This is a genomic window from Chitinophaga sp. LS1 (assembly GCF_034274695.1).
Classification (GTDB): domain Bacteria; phylum Bacteroidota; class Bacteroidia; order Chitinophagales; family Chitinophagaceae; genus Chitinophaga.
The window spans coordinates 3,825,725-3,851,887 of sequence record NZ_CP128362.1 but is presented as its reverse complement, the minus strand read 5'-3'; the positions used below and the strand labels follow the sequence as shown (position 1 = coordinate 3,851,887).

Genomic DNA, 26,163 nt, shown 5'->3' with positions numbered 1-26,163 from the left:
TGTTATAACCAGTGGTTCCCGGTATACCAGTCCAGTGTTTCCCTCATTCCTTCCTCGAGGGAGAAGTCAGGCTGGTATCCAAGTTCTCTTTGTATACGTATTATGCTACAGTTCCAGTTTTGGGCAGTCAGCTCATTTAACCGGTCCCTATTTAACAACGGCATGCCCTTACTTGTTGCCTCAGCCATTACAGCTATCCACCGGATCAATGTTAATGGCATGTGAATACGTAGTGTTCTGATGCCTAACAACCGTTTCGTCACTTTGGCCAATGCATAACGATCATAACTATTCCCGTCCGAAACATCATAACAGGTATGTATAATTTGTCCATTGAGCGCGCAAATGGCAGCCTGTGCCACATCTTTTACATAAACAAAACTCAACTGCTGGGGGCCTTTCCCCATATACGGTTCCAATCGCCAGCCATACGTCTTAAACAACACAAACAGGTCCTTGTCCCGGGGGCCATAGATGGCCGTAGGGCGCAATACTACCCAGGGGATCTGCGCATATTGCTTCAGGAGGTTTTCTGCCAGCAGTTTACTCTTACCATACAATGTCACGGGTGCAGGTGATAACTCATCCTGCTCCGGCCATTTTGCTTCATAAGCTTTTGGCCCTACTGCTGCCAGGCTACTGAAATACACAAACCTGTTCAATTCAATACCTGATTGTACGATTGCTTTCAGGAGGTTTTCTGTATACGTTGCATTGACCTCGTTGAAAGCGGCTTCATTCTTAGCACGGGTGGCGCCAGCAGCATGAATGATATCACTATATTGCTGTTCCTGTAGCAAGGCTGCCATGGCAGGTACATTGCGAAAATCCAGGTTCACGATAGAGATCTCCAGATGGTGTAAATGTGCTACATCACTAGAGGGCCTTACCCCTGCGTGCACTTCCATTCCTGCTGCCAGTGCAGCTTCGATTAAATGGAAACCCAGAAAACCGCTTGCACCTGTAATCAATACCTTTTTACTCATATTGCTTTCTCGTAAATCCTGTATCGCTTGTATGGTACGCCGTTCACCGCATGGATCGCACTGTTCATCAGGTCATTCTGTGCCAGTATCCAGGAGGCTTCTGCCACATTGATACCTTTACGGCGACATTCTTTGATGATGCGGCCGTAGAAGACTGCTTCCACCCCCAGCTTACGCACAGGTTCCAGTACACCCAGTGCTATTACCCGTACACCTTTGATCTTGCCCTTGCCCAGCAGGAGTTTGAAAAGGCCAGTAGGCAGTAATCGTCCTCTGCGGATCTTGATCAGCACCTTGTTCAGATCGGGAATACAGAGGGAAAAACCTACTATCTGTCCATCTCTTTCTGCCACGATACATAGATCCGGATCCATTATTAATTTCAGGTCCTTGGCCAGATATGCGAATTCATTGTCTGTCATAGGAACGAATCCAAAGTTCTTATCCCAGGCCTTATTATAAACATCTTTGATCTTTGCTACCTCATTGTCGAAATCCTTCAGGTTTACTTTGCGTATGATGATATTCCGCTGGGCGAGTCTGTTTTCCAGCATCTGCATCATACGCAGCGGCTTATCTTCCACGGCTTCGGCAGTTACCTGCCATGCGATCAGTGTCACATTTTCCGTCATTTCAGCGGCCTCAATCAGCTCTATGTAATAAGGGCGATTGTAAGTCATCATTACGACTGGTGGACTGTCAAATCCTTCGATCAGTAAACCACAGGTTTCATTGGTAGAGAAATTCACTGGTCCAATGATGGTAGATAATTCCTGTTTCTTTAGCCATTCTGCAGCTGCATTGAACAGCGCATTGCTCACAGTCACATCGGGGATACATTCAAAAAATCCAAAGAAACCATCGTTAGTGCCATTGAACGCGTTGTGATTACGATTGTTGATAGCGGCTATACGGCCTACTATTTTTTTGTCACGGTAAGCGAGAAACAGTTGTATTTGTGAATGTTCGTGGAAAGGATGCTTGCCCGGCGTTAAAAGGTCGCGTTGTGCAATAAACAACTCGGGCACATATAAAGGATCATTGCTGTATAGGTCATGCGGGAAGTCAATGAATAATTTCATCTGCTGTTTAGTACTCACCTGTTCGATAACGGGTGCACTTCCTCTGACTACAGTGGTTGTGGTGGTAACGGAAGGTGTCTGTATGGTGTCCATTATTATTTGCTTTAATTGTTACAGGCGTTATTGCAGCACTATATTCCCGTTATGTTTTTCTCTTAAGGGAATGCCTTCTTCTTTGAATGCCTTCACTAACATTTCCACGGCTTTTTCAATCTGGCTGAAGGTATGTGTCGCCATCAGTGAAAAACGGATCAGTGTAGCATCAGGAGGAACGGCAGGTGGCACCACAGGGTTCACGAAGATCCCCAGTTCCTGTAATCTTTTGGTAATGCTGAATACCCCTTCTTCATTTCGGATATAAATAGGAATGATGGGGGTTTCAGATACTTCACCAGTGTCAAAACCAGCATCTTCCAGCAGTTTGCGGGCATACTCTGTATTGTCCCACAGTCTTTTGATATGATCAGGTTCTGATTCAATAATGTCCAGCGTAGCCAGTACACTTGCCACAGCAGCAGGGGTCATGCTTGCGCTGAAGATCAGTGCGCGGGCAGTGTGTTTCAGGTACTCAATAATGGTATTGTCGGCAGCAATAAAGCCCCCCAGGGAAGCAAAGGATTTGCTGAAAGTACCCATGATCACATCAACCTTGTCAGTAAGACCAAAGTGAGAAGCGGTACCGGTACCATTCATACCTAAGATACCCAGACCATGTGCATCGTCTACCATGATATTTGCACCATAGGTATCAGCCAGCGATACGATATCAGGCAGTTTAGCCAGATCACCTTCCATGCTGAATACCCCGTCTATAGCAATTAAACGCACCGCTGTTGATGGTAATGCCTGTAGCTTGGCTTCGAGGCTGTCCATATCATTGTGCTTGTACTTGACTACCTTGGAGAAGGATAAACGGCTACCATCAATAATAGAAGCGTGATCCAGTTCATCCAGCAGGATGTAATCATTGCGACCGGTCAGACTTGACAAGGCACCCAGGTTGGCTTGAAAGCCGGTGCTGAATACGATCGCGTTTTCTTTGCCCACAAACTTTGCCAGCCTTGCTTCTAATTCCAGATGTAAATCCAGGGTTCCATTCAGAAAACGGGACCCCGCACAACCGGTTCCGTATTTTTCTGTCGCCTTAATAGCTGCTGCTATTACCTGAGGATGGTTTGTCAGCCCGAGATAGGAATTGGATCCAAACATCAGTACTTTCTTACCCTCAATTTCTACCTCAGTGTCCTGACCGGAAGAGATTGGTCGGAAATAAGGCCAGATTCCTCTTTCTTTTGCACTGTTTACCCGGGCTATTCCCGCCATCTTCGCACGTAACATTTTACTCATCTTTTTTGCTCTAATTCGGTTGTTGTAACACAATACCTGTGCAATTTCAGATACCGTGTTTTATGATCTGCACCTTTTTCAGATCATAATTGACAGTATTTAATTCTTATGACGACAGGCTAATAGCCAGCATCACACCACTGAATGCAGCGTTAAAAAAGGTCCAAAAGCAGTATGCGAGTTGCGGTTTAAGCACTATTCACGAAAAATCGTAAATGGTTTTATTTATTAAGTATGTTTGAAAACAAAATGGTGACTATCATTATTCAAACAATGTCCTAATTTGGTGGCCCAAAAACAGTATGCGAGTTGCGGTTTAAGTAGAGTGATCCGGTAGCCCGGACCTTACGATTGACGGCACCAAATTAGGAATAAAAATTGAATTAAGATCAAAAAAAAATCTAAATCATCAAGAATCACAATCAGATAGACAAATAAAATTATTTTATACGTTCAATTATTTTTACCTTAATTATCAATTAGTTATACTATAAAAAGACCGAACCCTTCCAATTGGCACAGTTTTTATATAATATAATTAAACTATTTGTAATTTCACATCCCTAACGATCTAAACAACATCGTATGAACCTTTCAAAAACCATTTCTGCACTGCTCCTATGCTTTACTATAGCAGTTTCCGCCAGCGCGCAGGATCAGGAAGCAGATTCTACCGGTTTACCCGGGGACAATTTCAGTTTACAGGGAGCTTTGGATTTATTTAAAAAAGCAGGATCACCTGAAGAATTCGAAAAATTATTAAACACTGAGGATAATAAAGTCAATAACCTGGACCTGAATGAAGACGGACAGATTGATTATGTGCGTGTTACAGGCAAGAAGCAGGACGATGTACAGATATTTGTACTGCAGGCCCTGGTATCTCCCACCGAAAGTCAGGATGTAGCAGTGATCTCTCTTGAGAAAACTGCTGACGACAATGCTGTAATCCAGATTGAAGGGGATGCTGATATTTATGGTGAATCTACCATAGCAGAGCCATTGCCTGAAGCTGACAATGCATTTAATTACAGCCCTGCCAGCCACGGTCCATCCGTTTCAAGCCCTGAAGGGATTATTGTAAATGTGTGGTTCTGGCCATGTGTTCGCTTTGTATATGCACCTGCTTATACTGTATGGATTTCACCCTTTACATGGGTAGCACATCCAGGATGGTGGCGTCCATGGCGCCCAATGCCTTATTACGAATATCGTCCTTACTGTGCACATTACCACACCCGCTATGTAGTCGTACCTACACGCAGAATCCAACCTGCACGTGTGATGTACAGACCTACCCGTATGACTTCTGTAACCGTGATTCAGCGGAACAGGGTTGTGGTGGATAATTATCGTAATAACAGGAATAGCGGTCGGGTAGATCGTGGTGGAAATTATGGCGGCAGAGGCGGTTATACACCGGGAAGGACTAATAATGGCGGTGGTAATTACACCCCGGGCAGAACTAACAACGGTGGTGGCAACTATACCCCGGGCAGAGTGAACAATGGCGGATCCAATGGTGGTGGCAACTACACCCCGGGAAGAACCAACAACGGTGGTGGTAACTACACCCCAGGCAGAACCAACAACAGTGGATCAAATGGCGGTGGTAACTACACCCCGGGCAGAACCAACAACAGTGGCGGCACCAGACAATCTGTAGGAAACAGCAATGGCGGCGGCAGACAATCCAGCGGCGGCAATAACAGTGGCGGCAGATCATCTAACAATGGTGGCGGTTCACGCGGTGGTCGCGTTTCCAGGAACTAATATATTTCCCCGCAGGTAGTTTCCCTTAGGAAACTACCTGTTCTTTTCTTTTACAAAATGCCAGATGCGCCGTTTTCTCCGGCAACTCCACCAACCCCTGATACTCAAACCCCGCTCTCTTATTCAACACATGTATCTTCTCATTCCTCGCATCCGGTTCCACTATCAATCGCTCCACCCTCGCATCACTAAATAAAAACGCCATTATCACCTGAAACACCTGAAAGGTAAAATCCGGTATCCGCTTCTCCACCGGCGCCATCAGGATATGAAATCCATAATCCCCCGGCAGCGCATCATAATACTCCCCTATCCTATCTTCCTGTGCCTTATAAAACTCTACCAGAAAAGCCGGCTTGTCATTATAAAACCCCAGAAAAGGCTGTACATGCGGCAAAGCGATCAGATCGGCATACATTTTACGCACTGTCTCTATCGTACTATGCTGTAATTGCCAATACACGGCATACTCCCTGTTCACCCAATCGTGAATCAAAGGAATATCAGTATCCAATACCAATGGTCTCAGAAAAAACTCACCGGAAGAAAAAGACGTGCCTGCATCAGCACTTAAAAAAGCAGGTAATTGTTGCGTCATAGTGGAATGGGTTATAAACAGCAAGCTAAAACAATTCAAAAATACCCTTTGCTCAAAAATGGAATTTATTTTTTGAAAGCCCAGCTGATTGCATTCCTGAATAGTAAAACATACGTCGGGTTATCAAACAATTCAGGCGCATGCCCCATAATCACAAAATTGTTCTCCTTCGCCAGCTGATCCAACCACACCTTTGCTCTTTTAGTGTAAGCAATATGATGCCCTCCATTTTCAGCCAGTGCAAGCACATGCAATCGCTGTGCCTGCACTGTACTGCCATAAATTAGAAGTATCATGATTGCTTTCATCATAGTTATGCTTTTTTCGCCTTCCCTAATCCAACTTTAAACTTATCTGGCGTACCTGTCACTTTAATATTCATAAACCGGATCGTCTTGTTCTTATCTCTGTACTCAATCGCATCTTCCTGATCCGGATCTACATCTTCTTTTTTCCTGCCAAACAACCCCTGCCATCCTGCACTCGTTACCACCTTCATGGGCACTCTCAGGTAATACTCCATGTTGAAATCCAATCCCTGTTTACCTGAAATCTCTATAAACCCAAGTGATGAGTTGATATTCATTTTAGGAATTTCCAGCACCCCATTCTTCAGGGTCAGCTTATTTTTCAACGTATCAAAGTTGATCTTGTTCAGGTTCTTGTCTTTAAAGTAACTCGCCATCGCCTGCATCGGGGAAAAGTTCACCAGACTCCCATTCCTGATATCCACATCCAGCGTAGCTTGTGAATCCTCTAACCTTGGTGTCAGATCCGGATGCATCAGTACACGGCACCTTACCTGTCCAAACAACCTTCCCTTTACATTCTTATTGATCACATAGTCCTGACCAAAGTAATCCAGCTTCAACATCATCTTCTCAATGTTCACGTCATTGAAACGGATCCTGCTCCTGAACATAATTTTAGCCGGATCAGAACCATCAAAGTGACCTCTCATTCCAATGGTGCCTTCAGCAATATTCATTCCCAGGGTATCGATATACATATGATGGTTACTCTGCATCCGCATCTTTGTCGTAAAGTCCTTTATCCACAGATGATGGTACTTTACTTTTCCTACTTCCGCATTCACGGTTATATCTGTAAACGGTACATTGAAAATGTTGAACGCACTCTTATGAATAGAATCCGTGACCGTATTTCTCACGGTTGTAGGCGCTACCAGCGGTTTGTCTTCTTCCTCTTCCACTCCTGAGAATTTATAATTCGTGAGCTGATCCACATCCAGTTTTTCAGATTTGAATGTGAAGAAATTCGGCTTCTTCCGCTGTGTGGTATCAGTTCCTAAAAATAGCCGGCCGCTGATATCAAAGTCACTGTTACCAATTTTTCCTGTCAGCGTGTCTACACGTACAAAGCGGTTATTACCATACATGATGGTACCATTGATCTTTTCCAGTACGATCGGATGTACTTTCAATGATCCGGATATATTCGCAATATGCAGTTTCGCAAATTTGAAGACAGAATCATACTTCATATCACACTTGGCACGGAGCCAGATATTACTGGCTACCTCTTGCTGATAATCTTTTGGAACATAGTTTTTGCTGATCCTTCCCAGCAGGTCATTCATGGCCAGGTGTTGTGATTTCAGGTCAAATGCAATCTGTGTTTTCCCTCTCTTTACCTTATCAAACCACAACTGGTAGTTAATCACTCTCGCACTCAGCTTCAGATCCGTACTATCAATCAGACCACCGAAGTTACGCATCAGCAATGCAGTATCATTGATCGCCACTTCTGTACCAAAATCATGAAATGCATGTGGATAGTATTTAAAGGAGGCATTCAGTTTTTCCATCCTGAAAGTACCTTTTGGCAAGGGGGCAGGATGCAGCAACTGGTTCACAGATGTTTCGAGAGACAAGGTGATGTTAAACCCATTGATCTCCTCTTTTGCTTTTCTTGCTTTCGCAGAATCAAAGGCCAGCACATCGCTCATCAATATCTTATTACTATGTACATTCAGCGTCACCTTTACTGGTTGCTGGTGTTTGTGAAACACTGCTGGCAGGTCGCTTAGTGAACCACTCAGCATGATATCAGAATGGCCTACGCGCAGCGCCAGACTATCCAGCGTTACCATGCCATTCTTCATGTTCGCATGCAGGTTCATATTGCGCACCATATGCGGATAATTCGGAATCCGGAAGGTCAGGTTGCTCACCGTCAGTTCACTCTGTATTCCTTCTTTCAGTTTACCGAGCGAAGCTTCCGGCAGTTGCATATCCACCAGTTCCTTAAAGTTCATGTTCAGACTGATGTGGCCTGTTACCTTCTGCAGGTCTTTGATACCCAGGAAAGCACCGATGAATTCCAGTTCCAATTCTGAGTTCACCTGCATCACAATCTTTGGATCGGTGAAGTCGCGCATTACAAAGTTGCCTTTGAACACACCTTTGTCTGGCAATGCGCTCATATTCAGAATGTGCAACTCAGAGGTTTTGAGCGAATGCTCAGCACCATTGGTATAATATCCTTTAAAGCTCAAACTGTCTACTTTCTTGTTCGCATCCGGGTTCAGGAAGTAAGCATTTTCACAACCGAAGTTGACAGAGATGAGTGGCATTTTGCCATCACCCAGTTTTCCCTTCATGACGCCTTTGAAAGAGATCCGGCCGTCGTATTTAAATTGTTTCAGTTGCTCCGTCACACTCGCAGGTGCGAAAGATAATAACAGGTTGATATCCGGCTTGTCTCCTTCCAGTGTCACATCAACCAGATTACCCTGAGACATATTCAGGGAACCTGTCACACTAAATCTTGCCTGTTCCAGTTTCAGTTTGCCCACGGGCAGGTTTAGTAACTGCTTTTTGCTATCATAACTGAGTTGCAGATCTGTCTCAATATTTTTATGGCGAAACAGCACAGTGTCAGACGGGGTGATATAATCAATGACCTGCTTACCTTCCATCGATGCGTTGATCAGATCCCCATCCATTTTGAACGAGGTCTTGATCTTGTCGATATGTGTAGCCACATGCGATCCCATCACCTTGTCGGTATACGAGATATCCAGGTCTCTCAGAATGATCTTCTTGATATCCAGCTGCATAGGCGCCGAATCACCAGAAGTAGTAATAGTCGAATCCGACTGAATACGGTTGGCTTCCACGATATCGATCTTTCCATTCTGCTCTTTAACCAGGTGCAGGTAACCATTTTTCACTACCAGTACCTTTACATTGTATTGCTGGCGGATGATGTCTGGCAGACTAAATCCAACAAACAATTTTTCTACCTGGTACAATGGTTTGCCAGTATGCTGTTTGTTAGCATAAAATGTTACATTCTTCAGTCCAATCGATACGTACGGAAAGTTTTCAAATGGGGCGATATTACTGCCACCCACAACGAGATCACCGGGCAGCTGCTTATTCAGCTCCCTGAGTGCCATTTGTGTCAGTCGTTCCTGCTGCGTGTACAGAATAAGAGAGGCGATCCCTAATAATGCCAGCATAGAACCCAATACGATATATAGGATACGAAAAATGCGTTTCCGTGTCTTCATGCTTCTTTAATGATGTGTAAGTTGAGACTTATATAATTATGCAAAATTAACCAGAACCCTATAAAATAAAAATATTTTATATGTATATAAGACGCTACCCGGCTCCGTTTTCTCTCATTAATTACCGAATCGGTAAAAAGTACCATAATACCCCCTTATTTCACCATCACATACTCATAAAATCCGGTAATTTTGTACAATTAATAACAACAGCACAATGGCGCGCGCTACAATACCGGTTTACGACGTCTGTACCATCGACAAAAACGGGCAACCGTTGCACCTTATGGTAGAAGACTTTGCCGGTTACCTCGACAAACACTACCAGGCAAGGCATCATCCCCACAGGCACGCCTTCTATCACCTGGTGATGTTCACAAAAGGTAGCGGATCCCACACCATCGACTTTGTCAAATTCGATGTTCATCCCTTCCAGATCTACTTCATGGCTCCAGGACAGGTACACAGCTGGGACTTCACAAGCCGTACCGACGGGTATATTATACATTTCGCCGCCGACTTCTTCCGCTCCTTCCTGCTCAATCCAAACTACCTGGACCAGTTCAGCTTTTTCAGTGGCAACAGTCAGCAATCCGTTTGCCAGTTGCCGGGTTACATTCATCCTGAAGTGACCGAACTGTTCGAAAAACTGCTGCGGGAAGCGAATCAGCATCCTCAACTCAATATGGACATGATCTGCCTGCGGCTGTTGGAGCTCTTTATTACAGTAGAGCGACATACCACCAGAGGGGGAACCACAGCCCTGACAGTACACACTTCCATACAGCTCCGCAACTTCCAACAGCTGATCAATCAGTACTTCCGTACTAAAAGACTGCCAAAAGATTATGCCGCTATGTTGTACATAACGCCTAACCATCTCAATGCATTGTGCAGAGAATTGTTGGGTAAAACAGCCGGCGATGTCATTCGCGACAGGATCCTCCTGGAAGCTAAACGCCTGCTAACCAATGCAGACTTGAGTATACTGGAAATCGCGTACGATCTCAACTTTAAAGACAACTCTTACTTCACCCGTTTCTTTAGAAATTACGAAGGAATCACTCCCGAAGAATTCAGAAAGAAATACATTACTCAATAATATGTGTGCAGAAAAAATCGAAAAACGGCCTAATTTATTCCTTAGCATCTGGAAAAACAGGTGCCCAGCCTGCCGTAAAGGAAAGCTCTTTAAGACGGATAATGCATATGATCTGAAGCACTTTACAGAAATGAACGAAAGATGTCCGGTGTGTGGAGAAGATCTGCAAAGGGAAATCGGGTTCTATTTTGGTACCGGTTATGTAAGTTATGCACTCACCGTAGCGATCAGTGTAGCAACCTTTGTGGCCTGGTGGGTACTCCTTGGTTTTTCTCTCTATGATAACAGAATTTTCTGGTGGATAGGTGTGAATGCGGTGTTACTGATCCTTTTGCAGCCACCTATCATGCGCATATCCAGAACCATCTGGCTGGCATTCTTTGTCGGGTATAATCCTGAAATAAAAACAGGACACTATCACCACTAACGTGGTTTAGGTCCTTAGGTCAGCGCAGAATATTGAAATTTAAAATGGTTGTGGGAACAATAATTTAAAGAGATGATCGTTTTTGATTAAATACAGGCAGCGGGTGTACGAATCCCGCTGCCTTGTCATCTCTGGGGGTTTGTTCAATAAAATCTATGGCCTCGTGAATATTTTTGATTAGTATATCGTCATTGTTGTAGCCTTTCGGCATATTTTCGCTTTCACATTTCCCTTTCGACATCACAAAAGTACAGCCTGTTCTCCCTGAAAAAAATCCCGGAAAACAGGGGTTTTCTTAGCTGATCATATTAAAAACAATCTAAATCCAATAATCTCAACCAATTAGCTATATTTATAAAATATTTTATATATTTCCATCCGGATGGGAACATTATTTACTTACAAGCGGGTACTAAGCATACTCATAATCATGCTGTTAATAGCTAACAGCGTATTTATCACCAGCTGCTCCAGGTCCAAACCGACCTACCTGGATAGCCTTCAGAATGCCATTCGTCGGGTACCTGACGAAGCAGCAAGGGTGGAATTATTCCTCCGGCTTGCAAAAAAATTGCAAACCACCGACAGCGCTTTAGCCTTCTCTTACATACAACAGGCACTTAAACTGGAAGAAAAACGGGACAACAAGCTCGGCATCGCCAGTGCTCATCTGGCCCTGGGTGAATGGTACCGCACGTACCACGACCCTCAGGAAGCAGAAAAGTACCTGATCCTGGCCAAAGAGGCCCTCAAAAAGGACACTGCCAGGGAAAGCCGCAAGCTCATGGCCATGACACGGATTAATCTCGCCATGGTCATGGGCGACAAAGGCTACACCCAGCTACAGGTAGAAGAATACCTGAAAGCCATCCCCGTACTTGAACAGCTTAATGAGCCCAAAATACTGGGTGGCACCTACCAGAGCCTGGGTGATATCTTCTTTAATAAGGCCCAATATAAAACCGCCACTACTTATTATAATAAGAGCCTGGATACCTACGCCGATTCTGCAGCGTTCACGGAAGATATCATCAGCCGTCACCTGAACCTGTCCAGCTGTATGTTTTACCTGGATAGCCTTTCACAGATGCAGCAACACCTCGCTGACGCCAAGAAGAAACTGGATTCCATGCCCGGTGACTCTTCCAACCTGTGGGCTTCCTGGTTTGACTACCAGGGGCAACTGGATCAGAAGCACCAGATGTATGTACATGCTACTATGATGTTCAACAGCGGATTGTCCATCGCCCGTCGCTATCAGGACAATACTACGATCTGTCAGAACCTCTATTCCCTGGCCAAATTGTATAACCGCCTGGGCCAGTATGATATCGCCATGTCATTCATGAATGAGTATACCACGCTGGCGTCTTCCCTCAGGGATTACCCTCTGCACATGCCGGCGCTGGACCTCATGGCCGATATTGCTTACAAACAAAGTAATTCAGATCAGGGCTATCGTTTCCTGAGACAATATATTACCCTTTCCGATAGTATGCAGGAGCAGGAAGTCACTGCCAAACTGCATGAACTGGAAACCCAGTTCCAGACTTCTGAAAAGGAACGACGCATATTGCAACTGCAACATGAAAACGAAAGACAGGAATTCGCCCTGCAAAAAAACAGGTTGTTGATTTCCCTGATGATCGTGATTATGATTTCGTTATTAGTCGTTGCAGGTTTGAGTTATCTGTTCTACCGAAATGGCCGCAAACTCCTCACACAACAGGAGCAACTGCACCAGTTCGAAGTAGACCGCATCCGCCAGGAACACCACATTTCCCTTTTGAGCGCCATGCTCGAAGGGCAGGAACAGGAACGTACCCGACTGGCCAGAGATCTGCACGATGGATTGGGTGGGTTATTATCTGGTATCAAACTTGAGCTATCTACCATCCCAACCATAGATGATGTTGAGATCAAGCATGACAAGGTAAACAACACACTACAACGACTGGACGGCGCCATGGACGAATTGCGTCGCATAGCCCGTAGTATGATGCCTGAAATCCTGATTAAATATGGACTGGGTGAAGCAACCGTAGAATACTGCCGTGGCCTTAAAAAGACCGGAGTTAATAATATCGTCTGCCAGGTATACAACTTTCATACAGATAGTATGAAACATACCCGTCAGGTAGTACTGTACAGAATTATGCAGGAGCTGGTCAACAATGCTATCAAGCATGCCGACGCCTCCCAGATCCTCGTACTCCTTCAGCAAACCGGCGATACCATCTTCCTCACAATAGAAGATGATGGTGCCGGCTTTGACACCACGCAGGGAAATAAACTGAAAGGCGCAGGCCTCGCCAATATCCAGGCCCGTGTAGACTTCCTCGGTGGAAAAATGGAAATTCAATCAGAAATAGGAACAGGAACCACCATCACAATAGAATGTGCAACAAGCGAAAAAAATGATGCATGATAAAGGTTATAGTTGTTGAAGACCACCCCATAATGGTGGAAGGGCTGAAGAACATACTACGTTCTGACCTGACCATTGATGTGATCGGGGATTATGGCAATGGAAAAAGTGTACTACAGGCATTGGAAGAAAAGGAACACCCGGATGTCATTCTCATGGATGTAAACCTTCCGGATGTAAGTGGCATAAACCTAACCACTGAAATCAAAAAGAAATACGAGGATATCAAGATCATCGCCCTCAGCGTACACGATGAGCAACCTGTGATTCATAGTATGCTACATAACGGCGCAAGTGGATATGTGTTAAAAAATGCGCTGGGTAATGAAATCATCAAAGCCATCAATACCGTGATGGATGGAGAAGAATACCTTTGTACAAGTACCCGCGAGGCACTGAAAAGTGCGGATCAGGACCTGCTCAAAGCCATCCCCCGTATCACCCGCCGTGAAAAGGAGATCCTTCAGCTCATAGGCAAGGGACTCACTACTATTCAGATAGCAGAACAATTATTTATCAGTACCCATACAGTAGAAAGCCATCGTAAGAACCTGATGGAAAAATTCGGTGTGAACAATACGACTTCCGTTGTAAAACTCGCTGCTGAATACAAACTATTGTAACTGGGAATACACCTGCAGTTTCGCTGTATCTGTCACCGCTATGCTCTTGCCGGATACAGCGATGGCCTGCTCCTGTATCAGTTCACTCATCACCCTGAAAGCCGTTTCATAAGTGGTACCTGTATAAGAAGCCAGATCCTGTCTGCTTAATATCAGGTCTATATTCCCCTCGGCATCCTGCCCAAATTTCTCCAATAATAATAACAGGGCATAGGCTACTCTTCCCTTCACCGGCATGTTCACCAGGTTCCGCATTTTCTGCTCTGACTCCTGTAGTTCTGCGGCATAGAAGAGCATCATAGCATACAGAAAATCATGGTTGACCTTTAGCGTAGTCTGGAAAAAATCAATGGGGATAAAACAAACTTCCGCAGCTTCCAGTGCGGTAGCTGATACTGGGTAAAGTTGGGTTGTACCTACTCCCCTATGACCTACAATGTCTCCCTTGCGGGCAAAGCGGACTATCAATTCCTTCTCCTCTCCCCAGTGCTTATGCACTTTTACAGAACCACTATACAAAAAGTAAATGCCCTGTACCGGTTCGCCTTCCTTAAATAATACTCCTCCTTTTTTGACATTATAGGTTTGTTTGTGTGCCTGTATTGCGGGTTTCCATTCGGGTACACAAAGCTTACAAAACATACAGGTGGCGACGTCGCAACCTGATTTATCTTTCTTCATCGTTCTTCTTTTTGATCAACGCCTGCACTTCGGCAGTTATATTACGCAAACGTACTACTTCTCCGACTACTATCACAGCAGGATTTGCCATTCCTTCATGATGTGCTTTATAATAGATATCATTTACTGTACCGAGTACCATTTTATCTCTGCCTGTAGTGGCTTCCTGTATGATGGCAACCGGCAGATCCTTCTTACCATGTTTGGAAAAGATTTCCATGATGGCTTCCAGTCTGCTCATCGCCATTAATATAATCACAGTAGCAGTCGATCGGGCGGCCAGTTCAATATCTCCTGAAATATCGCCAGTCAATGTAGTGCCGGTTGTTACCCAAAAGCTTTCAGTCACCCCCCTGCTGGTCAATGGAATCATCTGCGATTCCGCCGCTGCCAGCGCACTGGAAATACCGGGAATAACGTCCACTGGTATCCCTGCGGCATTCGCTGCTGCAATTTCTTCACCTGCACGTCCAAATACAAAAGGGTCGCCCCCTTTCAGTCTTACTACATGCCCATGGCTACTAGCATACTCTACAATCAGGTGGTTGATCTCCTGCTGAGACAAAGAATGGCATCCATATCGCTTGCCTACAAAACGCAGCACTGCATCCGGCCGGGCATAACTCAGCAATGCCTCGTTCACCAACGCATCATATAATATTACATCTGCCTGTTTTAACACATTAATGGCCTTTAGCGTAATTAGTTCCGGATCACCCGGACCAGCACCTACCAGGGATAATTTTGCCATGCTTCCTTTATATTATAAATAACTATATTTGATACAAATCATACCATTCACTATAAAATTACATTCATTATTCTTAATTTCATGATGCAAATCACATAAAAAGGAATAAAACAGATAGTCAGTCAGGAAAAAGTTATCATATTAACTATTTCGTAATAAATAACCTTCTGCTTCTTATCAACCATGAAAATAGTAATCATTGGCAACGGAATGGTGAGCTATAAGTTTTGTGAGAAAATAATCTCAAAGACACACACAACACCACCTCAGATCACGATATTTGGCGAAGAGCCCCGTCCAGCTTACGACCGTGTTCATCTAAGCGAATTTTTCGCCGGCAAAACTGCGGAAGACCTCCTCCTCGCCCCTGCCTCCTGGTACAGCAATAATAATATCAGGCTGCATACCGGAGACCCTGTTCAACATATTGATCGCGAAAATAAGACCGTTCACTCTTACAAAGGTATCAACGAATCTTATGATTTTCTCATATTCGCCACTGGTTCAGCTGCTTTTGTTCCTCCCATTCCCGGTGTTGACAAAAAAGGCGTATTTATATATCGTACCATCGAGGACCTGGAACTGATGCGCGACTATGCCCCCAAAGCAAAGCGTGGTGTGGTAATAGGCGGTGGCCTGTTGGGTCTGGAAGCTGCCAAAGCCCTGCTGGACCTCGGTATTCCTGACACCCATGTCATAGAATTTTCGCCAAGACTCATGCCCCGCCAGATTGATGATGCCGGCTCCCGCATTCTCCAATCCAAACTCAGCCAGCTGGGTCTGGAAATTCATACCAACAAGAACACCTCTATTATATTAGGTGATGATACCATCACGGGTTTACAATTTGCCGACGACTCCATCCTTGAGGCAGACATGCTTGTAATCTCTGCAGGTATCAAGCCCAGAGATGAACTGGCAAAACTGTGCGGTCTGGATACCGGCCACAGAGGCGGCATTGTAGTCAACGACCAGTTGCAAACCACCGATCCTGCCATCTTTGCCATTGGTGAATGCGCCTTACATAATGGTATGGTCTATGGCCTCGTTGCCCCCGGCTATGAAATGGCGGAAGTAGTAGCTTCTAACCTCACCGACAGCAACAAGACCTTTACTGGTTACGATATGAGCACCAAACTCAAGCTCATTGGCGTAGATGTTGCCAGCTTCGGCGATCCTTTTACCGGCCGTCCGATTGTATATGAAGACACCATGAAAGGCATCTATAAACGTATCAATGTCTCTGACGATGGTAAAACACTGATAGGCGGTATTCTCGTTGGCGAAGCGGAAGCTTACAACATGCTCCTGCAAACCGCTAAGAACAAAGTGGTTCTGCCCCCTAATCCTGAAGATGTACTGCTCGGCGCCCGCGGAGGCAATACTGAAGCAGGTGCCGGGGTATTGGGTCTGCCTGACGAAGCCATCATCTGTAGCTGTGAAAGTGTGACCAAAGCCACCATCTGCCAGGCAGTAGAAGCAGGTAATGAAACACTGAATGATGTAAAGAAATGTACCAAAGCCGGTACCTGCTGTGGAGGTTGCGTGCCTATGGTCAAAGACCTCATCACCTCTACCATGAAGGCACAGGGCAAATATATCCGTAATGTGCTCTGCGAACACTTCCACTATTCCCGCCAGGAACTGTACGACCTGATCAAAGTAAAACACCTTTATACTTTCGATGAAGTACTGGACACTTACGGTCATGGCGATGGCTGCGAAACCTGCAAACCCGTAGTTGCCTCCATCCTGGCCAGCCTCTGGAACGAACTCATTCTCGACAAAGGCAATGACACCGTTCAGGATTCCAACGACCGTTTCCTCGCCAATATCCAGAAAGGTGGCACGTATTCAGTGGTACCCCGTATTCCCGGTGGCGAAATCACACCTGCTAAATTACTGGTCATCGCACAAGTGGCCCTTAAATACAATCTCTACACCAAAATTACAGGTGGTCAACGTATAGACCTGTTCGGAGCTCACCTCAGCGATCTGCCTTCCATCTGGGAAGAGTTGATCGCTGCGGGCTTCGAAAGCGGCCATGCATATGGCAAAGCACTGCGTACAGTAAAAAGTTGTGTAGGTTCTACCTGGTGCCGTTTTGGTCTGCACGACAGTGTAAGCTTTGCTATTCAGATAGAAGAACGCTATCATGGGTTGCGTGCGCCACATAAAATTAAATCAGCTGTATCGGGTTGTATCCGTGAATGTGCTGAAGCCCAGAGCAAAGACTTCGGCATTATCGCTACCGAAAAAGGCTGGAACCTGTATGTAGGTGGCAACGGCGGTTCCAAGCCACAACACGCCATCCTGCTGGCTTCGGACCTGGACAGCGACACCTGCATCCGCTACATCGACCGCTTTCTCATGTTCTATATCAAAACTGCCGATCCACTTACCCGTACAGCTACATGGCTCAACAAACTGGATGGTGGCATCACCTACCTCCGCAATGTAGTCGTGAATGATAGTCTGGGTATCGCAGGCCAACTGGAAGCAGAAATGCAATCCCTCGTAGACAGGTACAAGTGCGAATGGAAAGAAGTGGTTGACAATCCAGAACTCCGCAAGCGATTTAATCACTTCGTAAACGCCCCCGGCGAAAAAGATCCTACCGTAAAATTTGATCATCTCAGAGAACAAAAAAAAGCTGCCGAATGGAAGTAACAACCAACACTCAGAAAGATTGGGTACTCGCCTGTCACACCACCGACGTGCCTGCTAACGGTGGCGTATGTGTAAAACTGGGCGATGAACAGATTGCCCTGTTCCACTTTGCCCGCCGAAACGAATGGTATGCTACCCAGAACCTGTGCCCACATCGCCAGCAGATGGCCCTGAGCCGGGGTATGACCGGCACGCAGGAAGGAGAACCCAAAGTAGCCTGCCCCTTTCATAAAAAAACATTCTCGCTGAAAGACGGCCGTTGCCTCACTGATGAACATGAGTGTAACATCACAACTTACCCCGTGAAAGTGGTAGAAAATAAAGTATTTATAGGAGTTTATAATCCGGCGATGGTTATGTAAATTACGATAGAACCAGTCGTGTACTGAATAATAACAGTGTAACAATCGTAATTCACACCACTCAACCAAAATTTATGAAGCTACTGTTCCGCGCCGGGGCATTCTCCATCGTACTAAGCGCTATCTCCTACCTCCATGCAGATGCGCAGTTTTCTATAGGGGCTCAATTAAGAACACGCACGGAATATCGTGATGGACAAGGGGCCCCACTACCACAGGGATCAAACCCCGCCGTCTTTACATCTCAGCGTACCCGTCTCATGGCAGGTTTTTCCGGTTACCGTTTCAAACTGGGTGCTACTATCCAGGATGTAAGAGTATGGGGACAGGATGTATCACTGATCAACCGCACTACTACCCAGGACCTCAATGGCCTGATGGTACACGAAGCCTGGGCAGAAGTAATGTTGCTCGACACCGTTTACAAAAACAAAGCCCTGAACCTAAAGGTCGGCAGACAGGAAATTGCCTACGACGATATGCGGTTACTGGGGAACCTGGACTGGCTGCAACAAGGTCGTCGCCACGATGCAGCTATCCTGAAGTATGAAACAGGCCCTTTCCAGTTACACCTGGGTGGCGGCTTTAATCAAAACAAGGAAAACAGCACAGGAACGATCTACAACGAAACGCCTCCTGGCAACTACACAGCTACCACCAACGCAGGTACCATGTATAAAGCCATGGAATTCCTCTATGCCGGTAAGAAATTTAAGAAGGGCAATGTATCGTTCCTCTTCTTTGCCGACCAGTTCTCTAAGTATCACATCGATACAGTGGCTGGGGTAGCGACTAAAACATACGAACAGGCGACCTACACCCGCATGACCACCGGACTGTTTTACACCAACACGTTCAACAGGTGGACGGTGACAGCTTCGGGTTATTACCAGTTTGGTAAAGGTGCCACTGGCCTGAACCTGCGTGCAGCTACCCTGAATGGTAACTTCATGTACCAGGTATCCAAACCATTCAGCGCAGGTGCTGGTGTAGACTTTGCCACAGGTGGCACGTCGTCGGACGGCAAGACCAGCAATGCCTTTGACTTCCTGTATGGTACCCCGCATAAATACTGGGGCTATATGGACTACTTTTATGTAGGCAGTCCGTTTGGCAACAGGGGCTTACAGAACTACTATATCAAAACGAAGTTCAAACCAAATACCAAATGGACACTCACCGGCGATATTCATGAATTTCTTGCCAGCAGTGAGATCCCGGGGTATGACACCCGCCGTTTTGGGGAAGAGCTGGACATCGTAGCCAACCTTGCCCTGACGAAGGTAGTCAGCTTCGAAGGTGGTTATAGCCACTTCTGGAGCACCAATGCATTAACATCCGCAGGCGTTAAAAATGTTGCAAACGCTAAGAGCAATAGTAACTGGGCTTACTTAATGATCATCATCAAACCGGATTTTATTTTCAAGTAAAGGATTAGGATACATCGTTCGCCAGCCATAGCTGAAAGTACGCTTTCAGCTAAAGGGCACCGCCATGCCATCACTCAAATAAAAAACTCATTGCACTATGTCGCAAAACAACCAGCTCAAAACCCTCCCGCTGTTCTCACTGAATAGCATTAACATGCGCACCTTTCACATTACGTGGCTCATGTTTTTTGTTTGCTTCTTCGGCTGGTTCGGTCTTGCACCGCTCATGCCCACCATCCGTGAAGACCTGGGTCTCTCTAAAGCACAGGTAGGCAATATTATCATCGCATCCGTATCGGGTACTATACTGGCCCGCCTTATCATCGGTAAACTCTGTGATACCTGGGGGCCTCGTAAGACGGCTATCCGGCTGCTGATCGCTGGTTCATTACCGGTATTTTTGGTAGGACTGGCCAGAGACTATACTACTTTCTTACTTTTCCGCTTAGCCATCAGTGTGATAGGCGCATCCTTCGTAGTCACACAGTATCATACTTCCATGATGTTTGCTGCGAATATCAAAGGCACTGCCAATGCAGTAACCGGTGGCTGGGGCAATCTGGGTGGTGGAGTGACGAACATGGTGATGCCGGTTATCTTCGCAACCATTGTGGGCCTGGGGTTCACAAAATCTGAAGCTTGGCGGTATGCAATGATCCTTCCCGGCATCATGATGCTGATCGTAGCCTTCCTCTATTCACGCTATACAAAAGATACACCTGATGGTAATTTCGATGAGATAGACCATCATGCGAATAAAACAAAAACTGATTATTCCATCCTTGCTGACTGGCGCATTTGGGCATTGACATTGGCATATGCGATGTGCTTTGGTATGGAGATCACTTTTGACAATGTGGCTTCATTACACTTTGTCGACACGTTTCATTTATCACAGAGCAGTGCAGGTTTCTGGGCAGGCGTGTTTGGATTCATGAACCTATTTGCCCGTGCCATGGGTGGTATCGTATCTGACAAAGTAGGTGCCCGCTTTGGTCTCAAAGGCAAAGGCCGTCTGCTCGCCATCGTATTATTACTCGAAGGCATTGGCCTGTTGTTCTTTGCACAGGCTGGTAATCTCACATTGGCGATCATCTCTATGCTCACCTTTGCGCTCTTCCTCAAGATGGCCAATGGTGCTACTTACGGCATTGTACCTTTTATCAATGAGAAAAACATTGGACTGGTCAGTGGTATCGTAGGTGCAGGGGGTAACCTGGGTGGTATGCTCTTCGGCTTCCTGTTTAAGTCTGAATCGATCTCCTATATACAGGCATTCACTTACATTGGCTACATCGTAATTGGTGTATCGCTCATCGTGATGCTCACAAGATTTATCAGTAAACCAGCGAAATCATGGCTTCATACAAAACAACCTGTTGCTATTGCGGAGTAGGATGTGGGATCATCGTGCACCAGGACAGGCAGGGAAAGATCCAGGTAGAGGGAGATAAAGATCATCCTGTAAACAGGGGCATGCTTTGCTCCAAAGGGATGAACCTTCACTATACTGTGATGGATACCAGCGACCGGTTGCTCTACCCTGAGATGCGCTACAACCGCCACTTACCCAGGCAACGCGTATCGTGGGATCAGGCGCTGAATCGCACTGCTGCCGTGTTTACAAAAATCATTCAACAATATGGCCCGGATGCAGTAGCCTTCTACGCATCCGGGCAATGCCTTACAGAAGAATATTATGTTGTCAATAAACTCATCAAAGGATTCATTGGGAGTAATAACATAGATACCAACTCACGCCTTTGTATGAGCAGTGCCGTTGCTGCTTACAAACTGGCGTTGGGCGAAGACAGTGTACCCGGTGCTTACGATGACCTTGAACTCGCTGACTGCATCTTCGTAGCTGGTGCGAACCCTGCATGGTGTCATCCTATTTTATGGCGACGTGTAGAAGCTGCAAAAGCTGCTAATCCTGATTTGAAAATTATCGTCAGCGATCCCCGTGTTACACAGAGTTGTGCTACGGCAGATCTGCATTTGCAGATCCATCCCGGTACCGATATTGTATTACATCATGGCATTGGTCGTGTATTAATAGAACAGGGGCATATTGATCCTCTATTCATTCGCGATCACACAGATGGTTTTCAACAATACCGGGATATCGTAATGGAACGCAGCATAGCCAGTGCCGCCGAAATTTGTGATATACCTGAAAATGCTATCTACGAAGCAGCGTCCCTGATTGGGAATGCGACCGGATTCATGACCCTCTGGACCATGGGCCTTAATCAAAGCGTAGTTGGTGTGCGCAAAAATCTCAGCCTGATCAATCTTCATTTGATTACAGGACAGATAGGCAAACCCGGTGCAGGACCTTTCTCTCTCACAGGTCAACCCAATGCTATGGGAGGCCGTGAGGTAGGTGGCTTATCCAACCTGCTGCCAGCACATCGTGTATTGGATAATCCTGCGCATCGCAAAGAAGTACAAGCGTTCTGGGGTGGCGTGCCGCTCTCAGAAAAACCCGGTCTTACCGCCACCGAGATGTTCACAGCGCTCAACGATGGTACACTAAAAGCCATCTGGATTATGTGTACAAATCCGTTGGTAAGCTTACCTGATGCACGATTAGCAGAAGCAGCCTTAAAGAAAGCAAAGTTTGTAGTGGTACAGGAAATATCCAATCGTCCTGAAACCCTGCAATATGCTGATGTGATCCTTCCCGCCGCTGCCTGGACGGAAAAGGAAGGCACTATGACGAATGCAGAACGCCGCATCAGTTATCTCCAAAAACTCACAACGCCTCCCGGCGAAGCGCTGCCTGATTCAGAGATCATCTGTCGCTTTGCAATCAAGATGGGCTTCCATGGTTTTGACTATGAAAATACTGCCGCTATCTATGATGAGCATTGCCGCCTTACAGCGGGTACCAACATCGATGTAAGCGGCTTAAGTTATACCACCTTACAGGAAAAACGCACTGTGCAATGGCCTTATCCACAGGGAGCAAAAGGCTTTGGTACACCCCGTCTTTTCACAGATCATACTTTTTATACCAAAACCGGCAAAGCAGCGATTCACTCCTTTCCGGACGGGAATAATTCTACCCCTCCTGATCCTGAGCTACCGCTCATTCTTACCACAGGCCGTATCCGCGACCAGTGGCATACCATGAGTAAGACAGGGAAAGTGAGCAAACTAAAACAACACATTCCAGCACCACTATTGGAGATCCATCCCGACGATGCAGCAGAAAGAGACATCAAAGCGGATGATATCGTTGAGATTTACAATGCTAACGGCAACGTCCGTGTGAAAGCACAGCTCAGTACCAATATCAAGAAAGGGGTGGTCTTCCTGCCTATGCACTGGGGCAAGACACTCAACAGTGATCTGAACAGGGCAAACAATCTGACCCATACGCTGGTAGATCCTATTTCCAAACAACCTGACTTAAAATATACCGCAGTACAGGTACAGCGCTTTCAAAAGCCCACACAACGTATCATTATTATCGGTGCGGGTGCAGGTGCCTGTGGTTTTGTAAAGTCGTACCGGACGATGAATACAACAGATGAAATCACCGTATTCAGCAAAGAGAACTTCCCTTTCTATAACAGGGTCATGCTCCCTGATTATATCAGCGGTACCCAGCAGTGGCAACAGCTGGTAAAGATGACAGATGAAGAAGAAGCTTCGCTAAAAGTGAATCTGCTCAGAGGCATCAGCATCGTAGATATAGATCGCAGGCACAAAACAGTCACTGATAGCCTGGGCAATGAACACCAGTATGATATCCTTATTCTCGCGATGGGTTCAAGAGCAGCCATGCTCAAGGGTGTACCATCATTAAAAGGGGTATTCACTATGCGCAACAGATTGGATGCCGATGCATTTATCAAACATATCGACCCGGCCAAAGGAAAGGTGATGATAGCAGGTGGGGGTCTCTTAGGCATCGAACTCGCTGCTTCGCTCAGAGAGATTGGTATAGAAGTAGGTGTACTGCAACGTACTTCCCGCCTCATGTCCGCACAACTGGACAAGCTGGGTAGTCAGTTATTATATGAAGAACTGACTGACAGAGGCATTGAAATATTGTACAATGATGAAATAGAGCGCTTTACAGGCATACAGGCATTAGATGGTATCCGGTTGAAAAGTGGCCGCCATGTACCTTGTCAGGCAGTCGTACTCTCTATAGGTACCACCCCAAATATAGAGCTGGCGCAGGCTTCACAGCTCACCTGCAATAGAGGAGTGATTGTAAATGATTACATGCAAACCAGTGATCCTGCAATATTTGCTATCGGTGAAATCGCAGAGTTCAAAGGCACGCTCTATGGTATTACAGCTGCTGCAGAGCAACAGGCGGCCGTGGTAGCGAAGTTCCTGAGTGGAGATATCAGCACTTATTATCAGGGCTCACTCTTCATGAACATCCTGAAGATGCATGGCACAGACCTTTGTTCCATGGGCACTGTAGAGACACCAAACGACCCTGCTTATGAAGAAGTTGTATTCATCGATAAGTCCAAGCGCTATTATAAAAAGTGTGTCATTCACAATGACCGGCTCATTGGCGCTATATTAATAGGTGATAAGTCAGAGTTCCTGGAGTTCAGGGACCTGATTGCCAATAAGATCGAATTATCAGAGAAACGATTAGCCCTGTTGCGGTCCAATAAAAAGGCGACTCCTGTAATCGGAAAGCTCATTTGCAGTTGTGGCAGTGTGGGAGAAGGGAACATCAAAGAGAAGATCAAAGAAGGAATGCACACGCTGGAAGGCATCTGTCAGGCTACAGGAGCAGGATCTGGCTGTGGTAGCTGCAAGCCGGAGGTAAAGGCGATCCTTGAAAAGGTATTACAACCATGCTAAAGAAAACACAGACTATACACATCAATTTTACGGGGGGGATTATTTCTCCCGGCTACCTGCTGTCTATCTTAGAAATTGCGGAAACAGCAAAGATATCGGAGGTTCGTTTTGGACAGCGGCAGCAATTGATCATAGAAGTATCTGCTCAAACAGCCCTATTATTCGCGGATCATGTCAGCACAACACCTAATATCATCAGCGCTTATCCAGCCACCGGTATCTTCATTTCCAATACCTGGCTCTCTGAAGGTATCTATAAAGATGTCTTTGAAATGCTGAACTGGGAATCGAAACTCAAGATCAATGTCTGTGATAGCCGCAATACCTTTACTCCTTTCTTCACAGGGCACCTGAACTGGATAGCAGGTACGCAACCCAATTACTGGCATTTGGTATTTCGCTATCCGAAGAGTAACCAGCTCTTTGCATGGCCGGAGCAGTTGTACACAAATCACATCGGTGAATTGAGCAGACAGCTGGAAACACAGCTGCTTAACCATGAACCGATTCAGGGAGTGCCTGTAGAGAAAGACCTGCAATTACCAGACTTTCACCTGCCTTACTATGAGGGTTTCAATAAGTACGATCAGTATTACTGGCTGGGTATTTACCGCAGGAATGAATACTTCCCTGTTTCATTTTTGAAAGGGCTCTGTCATATCTGTCTGGAAACAAAGACAGGCCAGCTCTATGCTACCCCCTGGAAATCATTGATCATCAGGAATATTGAGCAGGAGCACCGCCCGCTGTGGGATTATTTATTAGGGAAGTATGGCATCAATGTACGACATGCGGCCAATGAACTGAACTGGCAGATACCAGATAATAATGAAGATGCATTGGTGCTCAAACGCCACATCATCCGGCATTTTGATAGTGCGGATGTACGTACCTACGGGCTTTGTTTCAGCGTAGGTCATCATTGCTTTGGGAGCATCGTCATCACACAGCAGGAGGCTAAATACAAGACAGTGCTCAAAGGACAGCTGCGTTACGATATCAGCTATACGCCGGACTTCAATCCCAATTCAGGCATCCTGATCAATTACCGGTCTGGTGTAGCCAAAGAACATCTGGGTCCTTACATCACTGCACTCTGCAAGTACTTCTACGAAAGACACAACACCAATGATCCGCTGCCGGGCTATGTTGCAGCGCATACAGTAGCTATACCACCTGTGGAGAAATACGTGCACCAGTGTCCTGCATGCCTGAGTATCTATGATGAGCAGATGGGGGATCCTGATCAGTCAATAGTGCCCAATACCCCATTTGAGCAATTGCCGGATCAGTATCAGTGTGCACTGTGCGAAGGACCCAAAGCGGATTTTAAACAGGTTTCTTATGCTACACTTACGGCATAACGGAATTCCCCGGGAGTTATTCCCTTGCTGCCGCTGGCGAAATCGGCGCTTTAACAATACATTTGCATCTTTCTAATACCACCACTCCCAGTACCTTCCACACCATTCTCATCCTTTTAGTGCTATAAAAAGAGTCAAAAAACCCTGATTTCACTA

At 45.9% G+C, this 26,163-nt stretch carries 19 protein-coding genes; 11 read left to right on the top strand and 8 right to left on the bottom strand.

Annotated elements, in window-relative coordinates; genetic code table 11:
* Positions 1-2: 2 nt before the first annotated feature.
* Genes QQL36_RS15945 through spt form a run of 3 tightly spaced genes read right to left on the bottom strand, consistent with a single transcriptional unit; the run spans position 3 to position 3,415 of the window.
* Positions 3-986: an NAD-dependent epimerase/dehydratase family protein gene (locus QQL36_RS15945; RefSeq protein WP_083722742.1), complete on the bottom strand. Its 984-nt coding sequence runs from the start codon at positions 984-986 to the stop codon at positions 3-5.
* Positions 983-2,161: a hypothetical protein gene (locus tag QQL36_RS15940; RefSeq protein WP_321570246.1), complete on the bottom strand. Its 1,179-nt coding sequence runs from the start codon at positions 2,159-2,161 to the stop codon at positions 983-985. Before QQL36_RS15940 ends, QQL36_RS15945 begins: the two co-directional genes overlap by 4 nt.
* A 27-nt stretch (positions 2,162-2,188) precedes the next feature.
* Positions 2,189-3,415 carry a serine palmitoyltransferase gene (spt, locus tag QQL36_RS15935; protein ID WP_083722743.1) on the bottom strand — a complete coding sequence of 409 codons (1,227 nt, stop codon included), beginning with the start codon at positions 3,413-3,415 and terminating at the stop codon, positions 2,189-2,191.
* Between the two features lie 585 nt (positions 3,416-4,000).
* On the opposite strand from spt, the gene QQL36_RS15930 reads away from it, so the two are divergent.
* Positions 4,001-5,188 carry a hypothetical protein gene (locus QQL36_RS15930; protein ID WP_321570245.1) on the top strand — a complete coding sequence of 396 codons (1,188 nt, stop codon included), beginning with the start codon at positions 4,001-4,003 and terminating at the stop codon, positions 5,186-5,188.
* Positions 5,189-5,213: 25 nt separating this feature from the next.
* Here the strand turns inward: QQL36_RS15930 and QQL36_RS15925 are convergent, their stop codons facing one another.
* The 3 genes from QQL36_RS15925 to QQL36_RS15915 all read right to left on the bottom strand — a co-directional run bounded on the left by QQL36_RS15925 (position 5,214) and on the right by QQL36_RS15915 (position 9,324).
* On the bottom strand, positions 5,214-5,786 hold the full coding sequence (locus QQL36_RS15925; protein ID WP_320581269.1) for a GNAT family N-acetyltransferase: 573 nt from the start codon (positions 5,784-5,786) through the stop codon (positions 5,214-5,216).
* Positions 5,787-5,851: 65 nt separating this feature from the next.
* Entirely contained in the window at positions 5,852-6,097 is a 246-nt protein-coding gene (locus tag QQL36_RS15920; protein ID WP_321570244.1) for a hypothetical protein, read from the bottom strand.
* A gap of 2 nt (positions 6,098-6,099) precedes the next feature.
* Positions 6,100-9,324, bottom strand: a complete 3,225-nt coding sequence (locus QQL36_RS15915; RefSeq protein WP_321570243.1) for an AsmA-like C-terminal region-containing protein — start codon at positions 9,322-9,324, stop codon at positions 6,100-6,102.
* A 217-nt stretch (positions 9,325-9,541) separates the two neighbouring features.
* On the opposite strand from QQL36_RS15915, the gene QQL36_RS15910 reads away from it, so the two are divergent.
* The 4 genes from QQL36_RS15910 to QQL36_RS15895 all read left to right on the top strand — a co-directional run bounded on the left by QQL36_RS15910 (position 9,542) and on the right by QQL36_RS15895 (position 13,904).
* Positions 9,542-10,426, top strand: a complete 885-nt coding sequence (locus QQL36_RS15910; protein ID WP_083722748.1) for an AraC family transcriptional regulator — start codon at positions 9,542-9,544, stop codon at positions 10,424-10,426.
* A gap of 1 nt (position 10,427) precedes the next feature.
* Positions 10,428-10,853, top strand: coding sequence for a DUF983 domain-containing protein (locus QQL36_RS15905; protein ID WP_083722749.1), 426 nt, complete (start codon positions 10,428-10,430; stop codon positions 10,851-10,853).
* 430 nt (positions 10,854-11,283) lie between these two features.
* Positions 11,284-13,281 carry an ATP-binding protein gene (locus QQL36_RS15900; RefSeq protein ID WP_179091095.1) on the top strand — a complete coding sequence of 666 codons (1,998 nt, stop codon included), beginning with the start codon at positions 11,284-11,286 and terminating at the stop codon, positions 13,279-13,281.
* Positions 13,278-13,904 (top strand): response regulator transcription factor, encoded by a 627-nt coding sequence (locus QQL36_RS15895; protein ID WP_083722751.1) that lies wholly within the window; start codon positions 13,278-13,280, stop codon positions 13,902-13,904. Before QQL36_RS15900 ends, QQL36_RS15895 begins: the two co-directional genes overlap by 4 nt.
* Here QQL36_RS15895 and QQL36_RS15890 read toward each other — a convergent pair.
* Together QQL36_RS15890 and cobA are read right to left on the bottom strand one after the other, a co-directional pair.
* Positions 13,896-14,585, bottom strand: a complete 690-nt coding sequence (locus tag QQL36_RS15890) for a Crp/Fnr family transcriptional regulator (RefSeq protein WP_083722752.1) — start codon at positions 14,583-14,585, stop codon at positions 13,896-13,898. The genes QQL36_RS15895 and QQL36_RS15890 overlap by 9 nt on opposite strands.
* Positions 14,572-15,336 (bottom strand): uroporphyrinogen-III C-methyltransferase, encoded by a 765-nt coding sequence (cobA, locus tag QQL36_RS15885; RefSeq protein ID WP_083722753.1) that lies wholly within the window; start codon positions 15,334-15,336, stop codon positions 14,572-14,574. The genes QQL36_RS15890 and cobA overlap by 14 nt, the downstream gene beginning before the upstream one ends.
* A gap of 183 nt (positions 15,337-15,519) precedes the next feature.
* On the opposite strand from cobA, the gene nirB reads away from it, so the two are divergent.
* From nirB to QQL36_RS15855, 6 genes are all read left to right on the top strand, one after another.
* On the top strand, positions 15,520-18,006 hold the full coding sequence (gene nirB, locus QQL36_RS15880) for a nitrite reductase large subunit NirB (RefSeq protein WP_321570242.1): 2,487 nt from the start codon (positions 15,520-15,522) through the stop codon (positions 18,004-18,006).
* Entirely contained in the window at positions 17,997-18,368 is a 372-nt protein-coding gene (nirD, locus tag QQL36_RS15875; RefSeq protein WP_083722755.1) for a nitrite reductase small subunit NirD, read from the top strand. The genes nirB and nirD overlap by 10 nt, the downstream gene beginning before the upstream one ends.
* 74 nt (positions 18,369-18,442) lie before the next feature.
* Positions 18,443-19,798: an alginate export family protein gene (locus tag QQL36_RS15870; RefSeq protein WP_083722756.1), complete on the top strand. Its 1,356-nt coding sequence runs from the start codon at positions 18,443-18,445 to the stop codon at positions 19,796-19,798.
* Positions 19,799-19,895: 97 nt separating this feature from the next.
* Positions 19,896-21,194, top strand: a complete 1,299-nt coding sequence (locus QQL36_RS15865) for an MFS transporter (RefSeq protein WP_321570241.1) — start codon at positions 19,896-19,898, stop codon at positions 21,192-21,194.
* The gene (locus QQL36_RS15860) at positions 21,155-24,643 is read left to right on the top strand and encodes a molybdopterin-dependent oxidoreductase (protein WP_321570240.1); all 3,489 of its coding nucleotides are present in this window, start codon (positions 21,155-21,157) and stop codon (positions 24,641-24,643) included. The genes QQL36_RS15865 and QQL36_RS15860 overlap by 40 nt, the downstream gene beginning before the upstream one ends.
* Entirely contained in the window at positions 24,637-26,007 is a 1,371-nt protein-coding gene (locus QQL36_RS15855; RefSeq protein ID WP_321570239.1) for a rubredoxin, read from the top strand. Before QQL36_RS15860 ends, QQL36_RS15855 begins: the two co-directional genes overlap by 7 nt.
* The last annotated feature ends 156 nt before the right edge of the window (positions 26,008-26,163 follow it).

Coding starts and splice junctions, on each gene's coding strand:
- QQL36_RS15865 (WP_321570241.1), top strand. CDS start 19,896: ATGTCGCAAAACAACCAGCTCAAAACCCTCCCGCTGTTCTCACTGAAT.
- QQL36_RS15945 (WP_083722742.1), bottom strand. CDS start 986: ATGAGTAAAAAGGTATTGATTACAGGTGCAAGCGGTTTTCTGGGTTTC.
- nirD (WP_083722755.1), top strand. CDS start 17,997: ATGGAAGTAACAACCAACACTCAGAAAGATTGGGTACTCGCCTGTCAC.
- QQL36_RS15860 (WP_321570240.1), top strand. CDS start 21,155: ATGGCTTCATACAAAACAACCTGTTGCTATTGCGGAGTAGGATGTGGG.
- QQL36_RS15895 (WP_083722751.1), top strand. CDS start 13,278: ATGATAAAGGTTATAGTTGTTGAAGACCACCCCATAATGGTGGAAGGG.
- QQL36_RS15920 (WP_321570244.1), bottom strand. CDS start 6,097: ATGATGAAAGCAATCATGATACTTCTAATTTATGGCAGTACAGTGCAG.
- nirB (WP_321570242.1), top strand. CDS start 15,520: ATGAAAATAGTAATCATTGGCAACGGAATGGTGAGCTATAAGTTTTGT.
- QQL36_RS15940 (WP_321570246.1), bottom strand. CDS start 2,161: ATGGACACCATACAGACACCTTCCGTTACCACCACAACCACTGTAGTC.
- spt (WP_083722743.1), bottom strand. CDS start 3,415: ATGAGTAAAATGTTACGTGCGAAGATGGCGGGAATAGCCCGGGTAAAC.
- QQL36_RS15905 (WP_083722749.1), top strand. CDS start 10,428: ATGTGTGCAGAAAAAATCGAAAAACGGCCTAATTTATTCCTTAGCATC.
- QQL36_RS15910 (WP_083722748.1), top strand. CDS start 9,542: ATGGCGCGCGCTACAATACCGGTTTACGACGTCTGTACCATCGACAAA.
- QQL36_RS15925 (WP_320581269.1), bottom strand. CDS start 5,786: ATGACGCAACAATTACCTGCTTTTTTAAGTGCTGATGCAGGCACGTCT.
- QQL36_RS15855 (WP_321570239.1), top strand. CDS start 24,637: ATGCTAAAGAAAACACAGACTATACACATCAATTTTACGGGGGGGATT.
- QQL36_RS15890 (WP_083722752.1), bottom strand. CDS start 14,585: ATGAAGAAAGATAAATCAGGTTGCGACGTCGCCACCTGTATGTTTTGT.
- QQL36_RS15870 (WP_083722756.1), top strand. CDS start 18,443: ATGAAGCTACTGTTCCGCGCCGGGGCATTCTCCATCGTACTAAGCGCT.
- cobA (WP_083722753.1), bottom strand. CDS start 15,336: ATGGCAAAATTATCCCTGGTAGGTGCTGGTCCGGGTGATCCGGAACTA.
- QQL36_RS15930 (WP_321570245.1), top strand. CDS start 4,001: ATGAACCTTTCAAAAACCATTTCTGCACTGCTCCTATGCTTTACTATA.
- QQL36_RS15900 (WP_179091095.1), top strand. CDS start 11,284: ATGCTGTTAATAGCTAACAGCGTATTTATCACCAGCTGCTCCAGGTCC.
- QQL36_RS15915 (WP_321570243.1), bottom strand. CDS start 9,324: ATGAAGACACGGAAACGCATTTTTCGTATCCTATATATCGTATTGGGT.